Annotated in this window: 1 protein-coding gene and 1 pseudogene; both read right to left on the reverse strand. The window is 75.8% G+C overall.

Annotated features, from left to right (window positions below; translation table 11 throughout):
• Positions 1 to 38: 38 nt before the first annotated feature.
• Positions 39 to 1,850: a type I polyketide synthase gene (locus ACZ69M_RS10105; protein WP_470048403.1), complete on the reverse strand. Its 1,812-nt coding sequence runs from the start codon at positions 1,848 to 1,850 to the stop codon at positions 39 to 41.
• Positions 1,830 to 19,942, reverse strand: a pseudogene (locus ACZ69M_RS10110) (SDR family NAD(P)-dependent oxidoreductase); the annotation flags it as partial. The pseudogene ACZ69M_RS10110 and the gene ACZ69M_RS10105, both read right to left, overlap by 21 nt.
• Positions 19,943 to 19,955 lie beyond the last annotated feature (13 nt).

Raw genomic sequence — 19,955 nt, forward strand, 5'->3', positions numbered from 1 at the left:
GTGCCGTGTGCACGGTCCGGGCGGTCGTGGTCGGTCATCTAGAGGTCCCGCAGCTCCTGGTCGGCGAGGTCGAGCAGCTCGTCGAGGCTGACCTCGTCGAGCGCGTCGTCGCCGTCCGCGTCGTCGACCTTGTCGCCCCCGTCGCCCTCCAGCGTCCGCAGCAGCGCGCGCAGCCGGGACCGCACGGCGTCGCGCAGCTCCAGGTCGGCGGCCAACTCGGCCGATGCGCCCTCCAGTTCGGCGAGCGTGCTGGTGCGCAGCGAGGACACGGTGACCCGGCCGGGGGTGAGACCGGCCATCAGGTGCGCCGCGAGCGCGGTGGGGGTCGGGTGGTCGAAGATCGTCGTGGCGGGCAGCCGCAGCCCGGCCGCGGCGCTGAGGCGGTTGCGCAGCTCGACCGACATCAGTGAGTCGAAGCCGAGTTGCTGGAAGCCGCGGCCCGGGTCGACGCCCTCGGGCGCCGCGTGGCCGAGCACGTCGGCGGTGTGCCGCAGCACGGCGTCGAGCGCCGCCCGCTCCCGCTCGGCGGCGGGCAGCGCGGCGAGCGTCCGCATGAGCGGCTCGGCCGCCTCGGTCACCGGCCGCGCGGGCGCGGGGACCAGGGACCGCAGGACCGGAGGGAGTTCCGCCGCGCGGGCCCGCATCCCCGGCAGGTCGAGGCGTGCGGCGAGCGTGACCGGAGCCCCGCCCCGCGCGACGTCGAACAGGGTCAGGCCCTGCGCGGCGTCGAGCGGCAGCATGCCCGCCCGGGCCGCCCTGCGCGTGTCCACCTGGCCCGCCATGCCCTCGGCCCACGGACCCCAGGCGATCGACGCCGCGGTCAGTCCCTCGGCCCGCCTGAGCGCCGCGAGGGCGTCGAGGAAGGCGTTGGCGGCGGCGTAGTTGCCCTGGCCGGGCCCGCCGAGCAGGCCCGCGGCGGACGAGAACAGCACGAACGCGTCCAGGTCGCGGGTCAGTTCGTGCAGGTGCCAGGCGGCGTCGGCCTTGGGCCGCAGCACCGTGTCGAGCCGGTCCGGGGTGAGCGACTCCACCACGCCGTCGTCGAGCACGCCCGCGGCGTGCACCACGGCCGTCACGGGGTGCACGGGATCGACGCCCTCGAGCAGGGCGGCCAGGGCCGCCCGGTCGCCGACGTCGCACGCGGCGAACTCGGCGACCGCGCCCCACTCGGCCAGCTCCCGGGCGAGTTCCGGGTTCTGCCCGGACCGGCTGACCAGCAGCAGCCTGCGTACGCCGTGTTCCGCCACGAGGTGGCGGGCCACCAGCGCGCCCAGCGCACCGGTCGCGCCGGTCACCAGGACCGTGCCGCGCGCGCCCAGCGGCGCGGCCGGCTCGGTGGTGGCGGAGCGGACCAGGCGGGCCGCCCGCACGCCGCCGGCGCGGACCACGAGCTGGGGCTCGGCCGTCGTCAGGGCGGCGGGCAAGGCCGCGAGCGACGCCGGGGCGTCGTCGGTGTCGACGAGGACGATCCGGCCGGGGTGTTCGGACTGCGCCGCGCGGACCAGGCCCCAGGCGGCCGCTGCCGCCAGGTCGGGCCGCTCGCCGTCCTCGGCCGCCATGGCGCCGCGGGTGAGGACGACCAGGCGCGCGTCGGTGGCGTGGTCGCCCGTCACCCACGACCGCACCAGCTCCAGCGTGTCGCCGAGGACGTCCCGTACGGCCGACGGCACGTCCCCGGAGCTCTTCGCGGGCAGCGGGGCGACCACGACGGCCACGCCCTCGCCCACGGCGTCCAGGTCCTGACGCTCCTCGATGTCGGCAACCGGGCGCAGCGCGTCGGACAGACCGTGCTCCTCCCCGCCGAGCAGCGCCCAGCGGCCCGGGGTGGCGCCGGTGGCGGCGACGGGCACCCAGTCGAGGTCGAAGAGCGCGTCGGCCACGGTGGGCGCGGCGCGCAGGTCGTCCGGGCCGAGCGGCCGCAGCCGCAGCGACTCGACGCTGACCACCGGTTCGCCGTCGTGGTCCCACGCCTGCAGGGACACCTCTTCGGCGCCGACCGGTGCGAGCCGTACCCGCACCGAGCGGGCGCCCGTGGCGTGCACGGTGATGTCGGTCCAGGAGAACGGCACGCCCTGGGCGCGCAGTTCACCGGCGCCGATCGCGTGCAGCGCCGCGTCCAGGAGCGCCGGGTGCACGCCGAAGCCCGCGGGCTCGGCCACGGACGGCAGCTCGACCTCGGCGAAGACCTCGGCCGTCGCGTCCGTACCGCGCCGCCAGAGGGCGCGCAGGCCGCGGAAGACCGGCCCGTAGCCGAAACCGGCCGTGGCCAGGTCGTCGTAGACGCCGTCGGTCGGCACCGGCTCGGCGCCCGTCGGCGGCCACTCCCGCGAGCCCGGGGCGGGCGCCGGGGCGCTCGCCGCGAGGACACCGGTCGCGTACCTGGTCCACTCCTGCGCGCCGTCGGCGCGACCGGAGACCGTGACCGGCCGCTCGCCGTCGGCGGGAGCGCCGACCTGGACCTGCACGAGCACCGAGCCGTCCGCCGGCAGCACCAGCGGTGCGGCCAGGGTCAGTTCGCGCACCCGGGGCGAGCCGACGTGTCCGCCCGCCGTGACGGCCAGCTCGACGAAGGCGGTCCCGGGCAGCAGGACACTGCCGAGTACGGCGTGGTCGGCCAGCCAGGGGTAGGTCGCCGCGTCGAGACGGGCGGTGAGCGTCACCCCGTCGGGGGACTCCACGACGGCCCCCAGCATCGGGTGGTCCGCGACGGCGAGCCCGGCGGCGGAGAGGTCGCCGACGCGCGGTGTGGACTCCAGCCAGTAGCGCGTGCGCTGGAACGCGGTCGTGGGCAGTTCGACGCGTCGGGCGCCGAGGCCCGCGAAGAACGCTGCCCAGTCCACGTCGGCGCCCCGGTGGTGCAGGGTGCCGAGCGCGGTGACCACGGCGGGCACCTCCGGCCGTCCGGCGCGCAGCACCGGTACGACAGCGGTGGTACCGGGCAGCAGCTGGGCCGCCATCGCAGTGAGCACAGCGTCGGGGCCGAGCTCCACCATGGTGTCCACGCCCGCCGCGTCGAGGGCGCGCACGCCGTCGGCGAAGCCCACCGCGTCCCGCACGTGCCGCACCCAGTAGGCGGGGGTGGCGAACTCCTCGCCGACGACCTCACCGGTGACCGTGGACACCACGGGGACGCGCGGCTGCCGGAACCCGACGGATGCGAGGACCTCCGCGAACTCCGCCAGCATCGGCTCCATCAGCGGCGAGTGGAACGCGTGGCTCACCTTCAGCCGCCGTGTCCTGCGCCCCCGTTCGGCCCAGAGCGCGGCCGTGGCCAGCACGGCGTCCTCAGCGCCGGAGACGACGACCGACGCCGGACCGTTGACCGCGGCGACGACCGCCCCGGTCACCAGCTCGGCGGCGACCTCGGCCTCGGGTGCCTCGATCGCGGACATCGCGCCCCCGACAGGCAGCGCAGCCATCAGACGGCCCCGCGCGGCGACGACGGTCACCGCGTCGCGCAGCGACCACACGCCCGCCAGATGCGCGGCGGCCAGCTCGCCGACCGAGTGGCCGAGCAGGAAGTCCGGCGCCACGCCCCAGGAGCCGAGCAGCCGCGCGAGAGCGACCTCCAGCGCGAAGAGCGCGGGCTGCGCGTACGCGGTGTCGTCCAGCCCCTCGCCGGAGGCGACGACCTGCCGCAGGGGGCGGTCGAGCACGGCGTCGAACTCCGCGCACACCTCGGCGTAGGCGTCGGCGAACACCGGGTACGTCGCCGCCAGTTCCTCACCCGTGCCGGCGCGCTGGGCGCCCTGGCCGGTCAGCAGGAACGCCGTACGGCCGGTGCCCTGCTCGATGGCCGGACCGCCCGGCGCAGCCAGGCCCGCGAGCAGCTCGGCGCGGGTGCTCGCCACGACCGTGGCACCGCGTCCGAGACGTCCCCGGCCGGTGGCGGCGGAGTAGGCGACGTCGAGCGGGGTGAGCACCGGATCGGCGGCCAGCGCCGCGGCGAGCCGGTCGGCCTGCAGGCGCAGCCCCTCGTCCGTCCGCGCCGACAGCGTCACCGGGACCACGACGGCGGTCCGCTCGACGGCGGGCCCGTCGGTGGGCTGCTCCGTGGGTTCCTCGGCGGGCCGCGTCTGCGGCTCGCCCTGTTCGAGCACCACATGGGCGTTGGTGCCGCTGAGGCCGAAGGACGACACCGCCGCGCGGCGGAGCCCCTCGCCCTCGGGCCACTCCCGGGCCTCGGTCAACAGCTCCACCGCGCCGGCCGACCAGTCCACGTGCGTCGACGGCTCGTCGACATGCAGCGTCTTGGGCAGCACGCCGTGCCTCATGGCCTGGACCATCTTGATCACGCCCGCCACGCCTGCGGCGGCCTGGGTGTGCCCGAGGTTGGACTTCACCGACCCGAGCCACAGCGGCTGGTCCCGCTCCTGGCCGTAGGTCGCGAGCAGGGCCTCGGCCTCGATCGGATCGCCCAGCGACGTGCCGGTGCCGTGGCCCTCGACGGCGTCCACGTCGGTCGGCCGCAGGCCGGCCTCGGCCAGCGCGCTGCGGATGACCCGTTGCTGCGACGGACCGTTCGGCGCCGTCAGACCGTTCGACGCACCGTCCTGGTTCACCGCCGAGCCGCGTACGACGGCCAGCACGGGGTGGCCGTTGCGGCGCGCGTCGGACAGCCGCTCGACGAGCAACATGCCCGCGCCCTCGGCCCAGCCGGTGCCGTCGGCCCCGGTGGAGTAGGACTTGCAGCGGCCGTCCGCGGCGAGGCCGCGCTGCCGGGAGAAGTCGACGAACACGCCCGGCGTCGCCATCACGGTGACACCGCCCGCGAGCGCGAGGTCGCTCTCGCCCGAGCGCAGCGACTGGATGGCCCAGTGCAGCGCGACCAGCGAGGAGGAGCACGCCGTGTCGACCGTCACCGCGGGCCCTTCCAGACCCAGGGTGTAGGCGACGCGGCCCGACGCGACGCTGCCCGAGTTGCCGGTGCCGAGGTAGCCCTCGACGCCGGCCGGGAGCGTGCCCACTCCGGCCACGTAGTCGTGGTACATCACTCCCGCGTACACGCCGGTACGGCTGCCGCGCAGCGAGGCCGGGTCGATGCCCGCCCGCTCCACGGCTTCCCAGGAGGTCTCCAGGAGCAGCCGCTGCTGCGGGTCCATCGCCAAGGCCTCGCGCGGCGAGATGCCGAAGAAGCCGGCGTCGAACTCACCCGCGTCGTGCAGGAAGCCGCCCTCGCGGGTGTGGCTGCTGCCCGGCCGGTCGGGGTCCTCGGCGAAGAGCGTCGCGAGGTCCCAGCCGCGGTCGGCGGGGAATCCGGACACGGCGTCGACGCCCGCGGCGACCGTGGCCCACAGCTCGTCCGGCGACGCGATGCCGCCGGGGTAGCGGCACGCCATGCCGACGATCGCGATCGGCTCGTCGGCCGGGGCGAGCGGTGCCGCGACCCGTTCGACGGGCGGCGTGGTGCCGAGGACGCGTTCCAGGAGGTGCGCCGCCAGGGCCGCCGGGGTCGGGTAGTCGAACACGGCGGTGGTGCCGAGCCGCAGACCGAGCGCGGCGCCGAGCCGGTTGCGCAACTCCACGGCGGTCAGCGAGTCGAAGCCCAGGTCGAGGAACGCGCGGTCGGCGGCCACCGCCGTGGCGGACACGTGGCCGAGGACCGCCGCCACGTGCTCGCGTACGAGGTCGACGGCGGCTCGCTCCCGCTCTACCTGGGACAGGCCGGCGAACCGGTCGGCGCCCGCACCGGTCCCAGCGCTCGCGGCCCGACGGGCGGGCTGCCCGACAAGGCCGCGCAGGAGCGGCGGGAGCGCGTCGCCGGCCGCCCGCAGCGCGGGGAGGTCCCAGAGCGCGGCCACGGACAGGGCGTCGCCGCCGTGGACGGCGGCGTCGAACAGGGCCGTACCGTCCTCGGCGCCGAGCGGCCGCATGCCCGCGCGGCCGACGCGGCGCACATCGGCGTCGCCGAGGCCCGCGGTCATGCCGCCGCGCGTCTCCCACAGTCCGTACGCGAGGGCCACGCCGGGCAGGCCCTGGGCGCGGCGACGGGCGGCGAGGGTGTCGAGGAAGGCGTTGGCTGCGGCGTAGTTGCCCTGGCCGGGGGCGCCGAGGACGCCGGCGGCCGAGGAGAACAGCACGAACGCGGTCAGGTCGAGGCCCGCCGTCAGCTCGTGCAGGTTCCAGGCGGCGTCGACCTTGGGTCGGAGCACCGTCCGTACCCGCTCGGGGGTCAGCGACTCCACGGTCGCGTCGTCGAGGACGCCCGCCGCGTGCACCACACCGGTGAGCGGCGGCTCGATGCCCGCGAGCAGGTCGGCGAGCGCGTCCCGGTCGGCGGCGTCGCAGGCCACGACCCGGGCCGCTGTGCCAAGCTCGGCCAGTTCGGCCACGAGCTCGGCCGCGCCGGGGGCGTCCGGGCCGCGACGGCCCGTCAGGACCAGGTGCCGTACGCCGTGCTCGACGGCGAGGTGGCGGGCGACGACGGCGCCGAGGGTGCCGGTGCCGCCCGTGACGAGCACGGTGCCGTCCTGGTCGAAGACCGCCGTGGGGGCGGATGCGGGCAGCGCGCGGGCCAGTCGCGGCGCCCGTACGGCCGCACCGCGTACGGCGAGTTGCGCCTCGCCCGTGCGGAGCGCGGCGGCCACGTCGGAGCGGTCGCCGTCCGGGGCCAGGTCCACGAGCGTGAACCGGTCGGGATGCTCCGACTGGGCCGAGCGCACCAGGCCCCACACGGCGCCGGCCACCGGGTCGGGCGCCTCGTCGGCACCCGCCGCGACGGCGCCGCGCGTGACGAACGCCAGGCGTCCGGGGCGGTCCTCGTCGAGCCAGGCCCGGATCCGGGCCAGCGCGTCGACGACGGCCGCGTGCGTCTCGGCCACCACGTCACCGCCGGGCGTCCCGCCGGGGACGAACAGCTCGGTGACGTCGTCGGCCGCCGGGGTTCCGGAGGTGACGGTGTCGGTCGCGACGGGCGTCCACTCGATCCGGTGCGGTCGCGCGGTCCTACGGGTGGTGGGCGCGTCGGCCACGGGTCGCAGGCGGACGCCCTCGACCGTGACCACCGGCTGCCCGGTGGGGTCGGCGGCGGTCAGCGTGATGCCGCCGCCCTCGGCGGTGAGCCGCACGCGCAGGGCCCGCGCGCCGACGGCGTGCACCCGTGCGCCGGTCCAGGCGAACGGAAGCTGCCCGCGCCCCCAGTCCGCGACCAGGTCGCCGAATCCGAGCGCGTGCAGGGCGGCGTCGAGCAGCGCGGGGTGCACGCCGTACTCGTCGGTCGACCCTGTGTCGTCGGGCAGCGCGATGTCGGCGTATACGGCGCCGTCACGCCCCCATACGGCGCGCAGGCCGCGGAAGACGGGGCCGTAGCCGAAGCCCGCGGCGGCCAGGTCCTCGTACAGGTCGCCGATCGGGAGCGCTTCGGCGCCCGGGGGCGGCCACTCGGTCAGCGTCTCGGGGGCCGCGCCGCTGTCGGGGGCGAGGACGCCCGCCGCGTGCCGGATCCAGGCGTGCTCGTCGTCCTCGGGCCGCGAGTAGACGCCGATCTGGCGGCGGCCGTCGGCCTCGAGGGCCTCCACCCGGACCTGCAGGCGCACCGCGCCCTGCGCGGGCAGCGGCAGCGGGGCCTCGAGGCCGAGGTCGTCCACGCGAGGGCAGCCGATGTGGCGGCCGGCCGCGAGGGCGAGGTCGAGGAAGGCGGTGCCCGGCAGCAGCGCGGGACCGAGGATGGCGTGGTCGGCCAGCCAGGGGTGGGTGCGCAGGGACAGGCTGCCGGTGAAGACGACCCCGTCCGCGCCGGGCAGTTCGACGGCCGCGCCGAGCAGCGGGTGCCCGACGGTGGTCAGGCCCGCTCCCGCCAGACCGGCCGGGGTGGTCGCGGGCGGCGTGAGCCAGAACCGCGCGTGCTGGAAGGCGTACGTGGGCAGGTCGACGCGGCGGGCGTCCCTGCCGCGGAAGTACGCGGCCCGGTCGACCCGCGCGCCGCCGGCGTGCAGGGCGGCGAGGGCCGCCACGGCGGTCGCCGCACCGGGCCGACCCGCCCGCTGGACCGGGACGGCCAGGACGTCGTCCACGGTCTCGGCGGTCGGCGCGCTGAGCGCGGCGTCCGGGCCGAGTTCGAGGAACGCCGTGACGCCGGCGGCGCGCGCGGTCCGCACGGCGCCGGAGAACCGTACGGCCTGCCGGGCGTTGCGCAGCCAGTAGCCGGGCTCGGTGACGTCGTCGTCATCGGCCACGGTGGACACGATCGAGATCGTCGGCGCCTGGCTCCGTACCGAGGCCAGGACCTCGGCGAAGTCGGCGAGCATCGGCTCCACCCGGTGCGAGTGGAAGGCATGACTCACCGTCAACCGCTTGGTCCTGCGGCCGAGTTCGGACCAGTGGTCCGCTACGGCGAGGACGGCGTCCTCGTCGCCGGAGACGACGACCGACGACGGCCCGTTGACCGCCGCGAGGTTCGCGCCCTCGACGAGCGTCGGGACGATCTCCCCCTCCGTGGCCTCGACCGCCACCATCGCACCGCCCTCGGGCAGCGCTCCCATCAGCCGCCCGCGCGCGGCGACCACGGTCACCGCGTCACGCAGCGACCACACACCCGCGACATGCGCGGCGACCAACTCGCCGATCGAATGACCGATCAGCATGTCCGGGACCACGCCCCAGGATTCGACCAACCGGTAGAGGGCCACCTCCACCGCGAACAGCGCGGGCTGCGCGTACGCCGTGTCGTCCAGACCCTCACCCGAGGCGATCACCTCACGCAACGGACGGTCGAGCACCGTGTCGAACTCGGCACACACCGCGTCGAACGCCTCCGCGAACACCGGGTACGCGGCGGCCAGTTCCTCACCCATACCGACCCGCTGCGCACCCTGCCCCGTGAACAGGAACGCCGTCGACCCGTCCTCCCCGGCCGCGACCGGATCGAGGTCGGCCAGGCCAGCCAGCAGCCCGTCGTGGTCGGCGCCCGTCACCACGGCGCGGTACTCGAAGCGGGACCGCGCGGTGGCGAGCGTCAGTCCGATGTCGGCCGGACGCACCTCGGGGTGGGCCGTCACGAAGGCGTGCAGCCGCTCGACCTGCGCCCGCAGGGCCGGCTCCGTACGCGCCGAGAGCAGCCACGGCACCACGGCATCGCCCTGCGGCGGTTCGGCAGCCATGGGTGCGACCGGCTCGGTGGGCTCGGTGGGCTCGCCCTCCTCGATCACGACGTGCGCGTTGGTACCGCTCACGCCGAACGACGACACACCCGCGCGGCGGGGACGCTGCCCCGCGGGCCAGGGCTGCGGCTCGGTGAGCAGCCGTACCGCGCCCGCCGACCAGTCGACCTGCGGGGACGGCTCGGTGACGTGCAGGGTGCGCGGCAGCTCGCCCGCGTTCAGCGCGAGCACCATCTTGATGACGCCCGCGACCCCGGCGGCGGCCTGGGTGTGGCCCAGGTTCGACTTGACCGAGCCGAGCCACGCGGGTTCGGCGCGGTCCTGGCCGTACGTGGCCAGCAGCGCCTGCGCCTCGATCGGGTCGCCCAGCGTGGTGCCCGTGCCGTGCGCCTCGACGGCGTCCACGTCGGACGGTTCGAGGCCGGCGTTGGCCAGCGCCTGGCGGATGACCCGCTGCTGCGAGGGGCCGTTCGGCGCGGTGAGGCCGTTGGAGGCGCCGTCCTGGTTGATCGCCGTGCCGCGGACGACCGCCAGGACCTGGTGTCCGTTCCTGCGGGCGTCCGAGAGCCGCTCGACGAGCAGCATGCCCGCGCCCTCCGACCAGCCCGTGCCGTCGGCGCTGCCGGAGAAGGCCTTGCACCGGCCGTCGGCGGCCAGGCCACGCTGGCGGGAGAAGTCGACGAACACGTCCGGGGTCGCCATCACGGTGACACCGCCGACGAGCGCCATCGAGCACTCGCCGGCACGCAGCGACTGGACGGCCCAGTGCAGAGCGACGAGCGAGGACGAGCACGCGGTGTCGACCGTGACGGCCGGGCCCTCCAAGCCGAGGACGTACGAGATGCGGCCGGAGAGCACGCTGGCGGAGTTGCCGATGCCGACGTAGCCCTCGGCGCTCTCGACGCTCGGCCGCAGCAGCGACACGTAGTCCTGGCCGTTGGTGCCGAGGAAGACGCCGACGTCCTTGCCGCGCAGCGACTTCGGATCGAGACCCGACCGTTCCACGGCCTCCCACGCGGTCTCCAGGGCGAGCCGCTGCTGCGGGTCCATCGCGAGCGCCTCGCGCGGCGAGATCCCGAAGAAGCCCGCGTCGAACTCGGCCGCGCCGTCGAGGAACCCGCCCTCACGCACGTACGACGTACCCGCGTGCTCCGGATCCGGGTCGTAAAGACCCTCCGTGTCCCAACCCCGGTCACCCGGGAAAGGGGACAGCGCGTCACGGCCCTCCGCGAGCAGCCGCCACAGGTCCTCCGGCGTCTCCACGCCGCCCGGGAGGCGGCAGGACATGCCGACGACGGCGATCGGATCGTCGCCCGCCGCGCCGACGGCGACGGCCGCGACCGGTGCGACCCGCTCGCCCAGCAGCTCCCCGCGCAGGTGCTCGGCGAGCGCGCGGGGGTTCGGGTGGTCGAAGACCAGGGTCGCGGGCAGCCGCAGACCGGTCGCGGCGGCGAGGCGGTTGCGCAGTTCCACCGCCGTCAGCGAGTCGAAGCCCAGCTCCTTGAAGGCGTGACCGGGTGTCACGGCGTCGCCGTCCGCGTGGCCGAGGACCACGGAGGCGTGGCTGCGGATCAGGTCGAGCAGGAGCCGGTCGCGCTCGGCGGCGCCGAGCCCGGCGAGCCGCTGGGCGAGCGTGTCCTGCCCGGACGCGGCGTCGGCGGCGCGGCGCGCGGGCCCTCGGACGAGGCCCCGCAGCAGCGCGGGGACGGGCGTGCCGCCCGTGGCGAACGACCTCAGGTCCAGCCACGCGGGCACGAGGACGGGGTCGGCGCCGCCGGTGGCGGCCCGGTCGAAGAGGGACAGCGCGTCGGCCGTGGGCAGCGGCACCACGCCGTCACGGGCGGCTCGGCGCAGGTCGGCGGTGCCGAGGTGACCGGTCATGCCGCTGGCGTGCGCCCACAGACCCCAGACCTGGGACACGGCGGGCAGGCCGAGGGCGCGGCGGTGCTCGGCGAGCGCGTCCACGAACGCGTTGCCCGCCGCGTAGTTGCCCTGGCCCGGCGCTCCGAAGAGGCCCGAGGTGGAGGAGAACAGGATGAACGCGGCCAGGTCGTGGCCCTGGGTCAGCTGGTGCAGGTGCCAGGCGGCGTCGATCTTGGGCCGCAGCGCGCGGTCGACCCGCTCGGGGGTCTGGGAGGCGATGACGCCGTCGTCGAGGACGCCGGCGGTGTGGACGACTCCGGTCAGCGGCCGCTCGGCGGTGATCTCCGCGATGAGCGTGGCAAGGGCGGTCCTGTCGGCGGCGTCGCACGCGGCGACGGACACCTCGGCGCCGAGGCCGCGCAGCTCCTCGGCGAGCGCGACGGCCTCGGGCGCGGCGGCGCCGCGCCGGCCGGCGAGCACGAGCCTGCGCACGCCGTGGACGGTCACCAGGTGCCTGGCGCACAGGGCGCCGAGCGTGCCGGTGCCACCCGTGACGAGGACGACGCCCTCGGGATCCCATGCGGGCGCGGGCACGTCGGTCAGCGGGGCGCGGACCAGGCGGGGCACGGAGGCGCGTCCCGCGCGGACGGCGATCTCCGGCTCGTCGACGGCGAGCGTCCCGGGCAGCTCCTGCAGGGCGTCCGGGCTGTCCACGTCGACGAGGACGAGCCTGCCGGGGTGCTCGGCGCGGGCCGAGCGGATCAGGCCCCAGACGGGGGCGTGCGCCAGGTCGGTGACGTCCTCCTCGCCCACGGCGACCGCGCCGTGGGTGAGGACCACCAGCCGTGTGGCGGCCAGCCTGTCCTCGGCGAGCCACTCCTGGAGCACGGCAAGCACGCGGTGCGTGGCGGCGTGCGCGGCGCCGACGACGTCCTCGACCTGCGGCGGCCTGCACGGCAGGACCAGGACGTCGGGGACGGTGTCCAGGGCGGCGACGGCGGCGACGTCCGCGTGGAGGCGGAAGCCGGGCAGTGGGAGATCGCCGAGGACGGCGATCCCGTCGGCCGTGGCGGCGGGGAGCGGTACGGGCGTCCACTCGACGCGGTACAGCTCGCGGTCCCTGGCCGACTCCGTGGCGCGCGGCTGCCGCAACTCGACGGAGTCGACCGTCAGTACGGGCGCCCCGGTGCCGTCGGTGGCGTACAGGGCAAACGTGTCCCGGCCCTTGGGCGAGAGCCGTACGCGCAGCCGGCTCGCGCCGACCGCGTGCAGGGTGACACCGCTCCAGGCACCGGGCACCAGGCCGGGGCGGACCTCCGCGAGGGCGGCGTCGAGCAGTGCGGGGTGCACGCCCCAGTCGCCCGCGCCCTCAGCGGTCGACTCGGCGACGACGTCATCGGCGCGTGCCGGCTCATCGGGTTCGTCGACGGCGGTTCCTGCGGCGGTTCGGCTGGTGAGCACGCCGGTCGCGTGCCGGGTCCAGGCCCGGTCGTCCGCGGCGTCCTCCGGCAGGGAGAACACGGCGACCGAGGACGTGCCGTCGGCTTCCTCGGCGCCCACGGTGACCTGCAGCCGCAGGGCGCCGTCGGCCGCCGTCAGGGGCGCGTCCTCGACGAGTTCGGCCAGCGCACGACCCCCGCCGGCCCAGAGCGCAAGCTCCACCGATGTGGCAGCGGACAGAGTGGTGCCGGAGGCCACCCGGCCGGTGAACACCTGGCCGCCTAGGTCCGCGAGGGCGGTGGCGGCGCCGAGCAGCGGGTGTCCGGCGTCGGCCAGGCCGAGGCCGGTCGCATCGCCCGCCGCCACCGGTGCCTCCGGCCAGAAGCGGCTGCGCTGGAAGGCGTACGTGGGCAGCTCGACGCGGCGGCCGCCCTGGCAGACGGTGGCCCAGTCGACGGGCACGCCGCGTACGGCGGCCTCGGCGAGCGAGGTGAGGAAGCGGCGCGGGCCGTCCTCGTCGCGGCGCAGCGAACCGATCGCCGTGGCGGACGCGTCGACGGCGTCCGCCGTCTCCTGGACGGCCGAGGTCAGCACGGGGTGCGGGCTAACCTCCACGAAGACGGTACGGCCGTCGTCGAGCAGGGCGCGGACGACGGGCTCGAACCGGACGGTCTCGCGAAGGTTCCGGTACCAGTAGCCCGCGTCGAGCGAGGCCGTGTCGAGCGGTCCACCGGTCAGCGTCGAGTGGAAGGGGACGTCGGAGGAGCTCGGCCGCACGTCCGCGAGCACGGTCAGGAGTTCGGCCTCGATCGACTCGACGTGGGCCGAGTGGGACGCGTAGTCCACCGGGATCCGTCGCGTACGCACACCATCAGCCGCGCAGGCGGCCGTCAGCTCGTCCAGCGCGTCCGGATCACCCGACACCACCGTCGCGGCGGGCCCGTTGAGCGCGGCGACCGAGACACGACCGGCCCACGGAGCAATCCGCTCCGCCACGGCGTCGGCCGACAGCGCGACCGACAACATCCCACCCTGACCGGCCAACACCTCACCGATCGCCTGGGAGCGGAGGGCGACCACACGGGCCGCGTCGGACAACGACAGCGCCCCCGCCACGCACGCGGCGGCAATCTCACCCTGCGAGTGCCCGACCACCGCCGACGGCACCACACCGTGCGCCCGCCACACCTCGGCCAGCGACACCATCACCGCCCACAGCACCGGCTGCACCACATCCACCCGGTCGAAGCCGGGGGCTCCCTCCGCCTCCCTCACCACGTCCAGCAGCGACCAGTCGACGAACCGGGACAGCGCGGCGGCACACTCCGCCATCCGCGCCGCGAACACCGGGGAGGAATCGAGCAGGTCCACGGCCATGCCGCGCCACTGCGCGCCCTGTCCGGGGAAGACGAACACGACGCCCGGGTCTGCGGCGTCGGCGGTGCCGGTGACCACGGAGTCGGCGGGCTCCCCGGCCGCCAGCGCGGTCAGGCCGTGCAACGCCTGCGCGCGGTCGGCGGCGACGACGACCGCGCGGCGCGGCAGCGACGCGCGGGAGGCGGCCAACGACCAGGCCACGTCCACCGGTTCGAGCCCGGGCTCGGCCTCGATCCGCTCGGCGAGCCGGGTGGCCTGCGCGGCCAGGGCCGCGTCCGACCGCGCGGACAGGGTCCAGGGCACCCAGCGCGGGGCGACATCACGGTCAGCCGGCGCGGCCGGCTCCTCGGGGGCCTCCTCGAGGACCAGGTGCGCGTTCGTGCCGCTGGCGCCGAAGGACGACACGCCCGCGCGGCGCGGCCGGTCGGACCGGGTCCACGACTCGGCCTCGGTCACCAGCTCGACGGATCCGGACGCCCAGTCGATGTGCGGGGAGGGCGCGTCCACGTGCAGCGTCCTCGGAATCTCGCCCTCGCGCAGCGCGAGCACCATCTTGATGACGCCCGCCACTCCGGCGGCGGGGCCGGTGTGGCCGATGTTGGACTTGAGCGAGCCGAGTCGCAGCGGCCGTTCGCGATCCTGCCCGTAGGTGGCCAGCAGGGCGTTGGCCTCGATCGGGTCGCCCAGGGTCGTACCGGTGCCGTGCGCCTCGACGACGTCCACGTCGGACGCGGCGAGGCCCGAGGCGGCGAGCGCGGCGCGGATGACCCGCTGCTGCGCCGTGCCGTTGGGCGCGGTGAGTCCGGAGGACGCGCCGTCCTGGTTGATCGCCGAGCCGCGCACCACGGCCAGGACGTGGTGGCCGTTGCGGCGCGCGTCCGAGAGCCGTTCCAGGAGCACGACGCCCGCGCCCTCGGACCAGCCGATGCCGTTGGCGGCGGCGGCGAACGCCTTGCAGCGGCCGTCCGGGGAGAGGCCGCGCTGCCGCGAGAACTCCACGAACGCGCGCGGGGTCGACATGACCATCACGCCGCCCGCGAGCGCGAGCGAGGACTCGCCGCTGCGCAGCGACTGCCCCGCGAGGTGCAGCGCGACCAGCGACGAGGAGCAGGCGGTGTCGATGCTGATCGCCGGGCCTTCGAGTCCGAGGGTGTAGGAGACCCGTCCGGACAGCACGCTGGCGTAGTTGCCGGTGCCGAGCAGACCCTCGTCCACGCCGTTGCGCACCACGCCGTGGCGCGTGTCGTAGCGCTGGTCGGTGACGCCTGCGAACACGCCCGTGGCGGAGCCGCGCAACCCGAGCGGGTCGATGCCCGCGCGCTCGAACGCCTCCCACGCCATCTCCAGGAACAGGCGCTGCTGCGGATCCATCGCCAGCGCCTCGCGCGGGCTGACGCCGAAGAACGCGGCGTCGAAGTCGGCGGCGCCGTCGAGGAATCCGCCCTTGCTCAGATAGCTGCTGCCCGCCTTGTCGGGATCGGGGTCGTAGAGGCCGTCGAGGTCCCAGCCCCGGTCGGCGGGGAAGTCACCGATGGCCTCCCGGCCCTCGGTCAGTACGCGCCACAGGTCGTCGGGCCCGTCGACGCCTCCGGGGAAGCGGCAGGCCATGGCGACCACGGCCAGCGGCTCGTCCGTGGCGGGGGTGCGGACGGCAGGGGGCACGACGGCCCGGACGGGGGTGGCGGTGGGGGCAGGAACGGCGGCGCGTACGGGGTTACGGACCGTGGTGGCCGCCGTCGCCGGGGCGCCGTCCAGCTCGGCGAGCAGGTGCGCGGCGAGCGCGGCGGGGTCGGGGTGGTCGAAAACGACGGTGGTGGGCAGGCTCAGGCCGGTCGCCTCGTTCAGCGCGGTGCGCAGGCGCAGTGCGGCCAGGGAGTCGAAGCCGAGGTCGCTGAAGCCGCGCTGCGGCTCGACGGCCGCCGGGTCGGCGTGGCCGAGCACCACGGCGGTCCGGGCGCGCACCAGGTCGAGCGCCTTGCGGCGGCGGTCGGCCGCGGGCAGCCCGGCGAGGCCGTCGCGCCAGGTCGTCGTGGAATCGGCCTCGGCGGGCAGCTCCACGGGGGCGGCCACGACCGTCGGGCGCACGATGCCGTCGACCGGAGGCCAGTAGCGCTCGCGCTGGAACGCGTACGTCGGCAACTCGACCGCCCGCGCGCCCGTTCCGGCGTGGAAGGTGGCCCAGTCGACCCGTACACCGCCGACATGGGCCTCGGCCAGATTGCCCAGCAGGGTTGGCAGGCCGCCGCTGTCACGCCGCAGCGAGCCCACCACGACAGCAGGGGCGTCGGCAGCCTCGACGGCCTCCTGCGTGCCGACGGCAAGGACCGGGTGGGGGCTGGACTCGACGAAGCCCCGGTAGCCCTGGGCGAGAAGACCGGCCACCGCGTCGGCGTACCGCACCGGCTCCCGCAGGTTCCGGAACCAGTACTCCGCGTCCAGCGCCGTGCCTTCGATCCAGCCGCCCGTCACGGTCGAGAACAGCGGAACGGTTCCCGCCGTGGGGACGACGTCGGCGAGGTCGGCGATCAAGCGGTCGCGCAGCACGTCGACGGCGGGCGAGTGGGAGGCGTAGTCCACCGCGATGCGCCGGACACGCACCCCCTTTTCCCCGCAGAGGGCGGCCAGTTCGTCAAGGGCGGTCGCCTCGCCCGCGACGACGACGGAACCCGGGCTGTTCACCGCCGCGACCACCGCGCGGCCCGCCCAGGGCTCCAGCAGCTCCCGCGCCGTGGCCTCCGGCGCGGCGACGGACAGCATTCCGCCCGAACCCGCGAGGCTCACCAGGCCCAGCCCACGCAGTGCCACGACCCGTGCGCCGTCCGACAGCGACAGGGCGCCGGCGACGCACGCGGCGGCGATCTCGCCCTGCGAGTGCCCGACCACCGCCGACGGCACCACACCGTGCGCACGCCACACCTCGGCCAGCGACACCATCACGGCCCACAGCACCGGCTGCACCACGTCGACCCGGTCCAGGTCGACCCCGTCCCGGACCACATCGAGCAGCGACCACTCGACGTACGGAGCCAAGGCCTCGGCGCACTCCGCCATCCGCGCGGCGAACTCCGGGGAGGAGTCGAGGAGTTCCGCCCCCATGCCCACCCACTGCGAACCCTGCCCGGGGAAGACGAAGGCCACCCGGCCATCTCCGCCCGCGACACCCCGCACGACACCGGGCGCCTCAGCACCCGTTGCCAGCGCGGAAAGACCGGCCAGCAACTCGGCCCGGTCTTCTCCCAGAACCACCGCACGATGCCCCAGCACCGAACGCGTCGTACCCAGCGCGAACGCGACATCGCGCGGATCGGCTTCGAGCGCCGTGCTGTGCGCGGCGAGACGCTCCGCCTGGGCACGCAGACCCTCCGCCGAATCGGCCGACAGGATCCAGGGCACCACCGGCAGATCCCGCACCGCGGGCTCCGCGGGCGGGGCGTCGAACGGGGGCTCCTCCTCCAGCACCACATGCGCGTTCGTACCGCTCACACCGAACGAGGACACACCCGCCCGACGCGGAGCACCCGTCTCGGGCCACTCCCGCGCCTCGGTCAGCAGCTCGACCGCGCCCGCTGACCAGTCCACGTGCGGCGACGGCTCGTCCACATGCAGCGTCCGAGGCAGCACACCGTGCCGCATCGCCTGCACCATCTTGATCACACCCGCCACACCCGCAGCAGCCTGCGCATGGCCGATGTTCGACTTCACCGACCCGAGCAGCAGCGGCCGCTCACGACCCTGCCCGTACGCGGCCAACAACGCCTGCGCCTCGATCGGATCGCCCAGCCGCGTCCCCGTGCCGTGCGCCTCCACCGCGTCCACATCCGAGGACGCGAGACCCGCGTCCGCCAACGCCTGGCGCACGACGCGCTGTTGGGACGGTCCGTTGGGGGCGGTCAGGCCGCTGCTCGCGCCGTCCTGGTTGATGGCGCTGCCGCGCACGACGGCCAGGACGGGGTGGCCGTTGCGGCGCGCGTCCGACAGCCGTTCCAGGACCAGCAGGCCGACGCCCTCGCCGAAGCCGAACCCGTCGGCGGCCGCGGCGAACGCCTTGCAGCGGCCGTCGGCGGCCAGCGCGCGCTGGCGGCTGTACTCGGTGAACACGGCAGGGGTCGACAGCACGGTCGCGCCGCCCGCGAGCGCCATCGTGGACTCGCCGGACCGCAGCGACCTCACCGCGAGGTGTAGAGCGACCAGCGACGACGAGCAGGCCGTGTCGATGGACACGGCAGGGCCCTCAAGGCCGAGGGTGTAGGCGAGCCGGCCGGACAGCACGCTGGGCGAGGTGCCGGTGACGACGTAGCCCTCCAGCTGGGTGCCTGCCGCACCGGCGATGTCGGAGTAGTCCTCGCTGCTGAATCCGACGTACACGCTGGTCGCGCTTCCGCGCAGGCCGTCGGGGTCGATCCCGGCGCGCTCCAGCGCCTCCCACGCGGTCTCGAGGACCAGCCGCTGCTGCGGGTCCATCGCCAGCGCCTCGCGCGGGCTGACCCGGAAGAAGCCCGCGTCGAACCCAGCGGCGTCGGTGAGGAAGCCGCCTTCACGGGCGTACGAGGTGCCCGGCCGGTCGGGGTCCGGGTCGTAGACCGATGCCATGTCCCAGCCGCGGTCGGTGGGGAACGCCAAGACCGCGTCGGTCTCGTTCGCGATCAGCTCCCACAGGTCCTCGGGGGACGCGACGCCGCCGGGGTAGCGGCAGGCCATGCCGACGATGGCGATGGGCTCGCTGTCGCGGCTCTCGACCTCCCGCAGCCTGCGCCGGGTGGTCTGCAGGTCGCCGGTGACCTGCTTGAGGTAGCTGAGCAGCTTCGCCTCGTCGGCCTTGGGCGCACCCCCAGGTCGGTCGGTCTGCTCGGTCATGCGATCCCCCGGTCGATCAGGTCGAACAACTCGTCTGCGGTGGCGGCGTCCAGTGCGGCCGCGTCGGATGCTTCTGCGGACTCGGCGGCGTCCCAGCGGGAGGCCAGTCGGCGCAGGTGCTCCGCGACGCGCGTCCGGTCGGCTCCGTCGGCGGGCAGCGCGGCGAACGCCCCCTCCAGGCGGGCCAGTTCGGCGATGAGCCGGTCGGCGGCCGCCCCTTCGGCCTCGCTCGGCATCAGGGACGCGAGCAGGTGGTCGGCGAGCGCGGCCGGCGTCGGGTGGTCGAAGACCAACGTGGTCGCCAGGCGCAGCCCGGTGGCCGCGCCGAGCCGGTTGCGGAGCTCGACGGCGGTCAGCGAGTCGAAGCCCAGCTCCTTGAAGCCGCGCGCGAAGTCCACGGCGGCCGGTCCCGCGTAGCCGAGTACGTCGGCGGCGTGACCGCAGACGACGTCGAGCAGGGCGTGCGCGCGCTCGGTCTCGGGCAGCGCGGCGATCCGCGCGACGAGGGCTGCGGCGTCGTCGACGAGGCGTGCGGCCCGGGAGGCGGCCGGCCCGGCCGGGGCTCCGGTCACGCCGCGCAGCAGCCGGGGCGCCGCTCCCGCGCGCAGTGCGGCGAGGTCGAGTCGCGCGGTGACGGTCACCGCGTCCCCGGTGCGGGTGGCAGCGTCGAAGAGGGCCAGGCCCTCGGCCAAGGCCATCGCCACGATGCCGCCCCGGCCCGCCCGTGCCACGTCGGCGGCGTCGAGGTGACCGGTCAGGCCGGTGGCGTCGGCCCACAGGCCCCAGGCGAGCGAGGTCGCGGGCAGCCCCTCGGCGCGGCGGCGTTCGGCGAGGCCGTCGAGGAACGCGTTCGCGGCCGCGTAGTTGGCCTGGGCCGGCGTGCCGAGGGTGGCGGCCGCGGAGGAGAACAAGACGAACGCGGACAGGCCGCGGTCCCGGGTCGCCTCGTGCAGATACTGGACGGCGTCGACCTTCGGGCGCAGTACGGCGGGCAGCCGGTCGGCGGTCAGCGCGGTGAGCACGCCGTCGTCGAGGGCGCCCGCGGTGTGCACGACGGCGGTCAGCGGCTGCTCGGCGGGCAGGCTCGCCAGGAGCGCGTCGACGTCGGCGCGTTCCGTGACGTCGCACCGCGCGAACCGGGCGGTGGCACCCGACTCGGCCAGTTCCGCGACCAGTTCGGCGGCTCCCGGCGCGTCGGCGCCCCGGCGGCTGGCGAGGACCAGGTGCCTGGCGCCGTGCTCGGCGACCAGGTGCCGGGCCAGCATGCCGCCGAGAACGCCCGCGCCGGTGAGCAGCACCGTGCCGTCGGCGTAGGGGGCGACG

This window comes from Streptomyces sp. NPDC107454 (genome assembly GCF_055582885.1).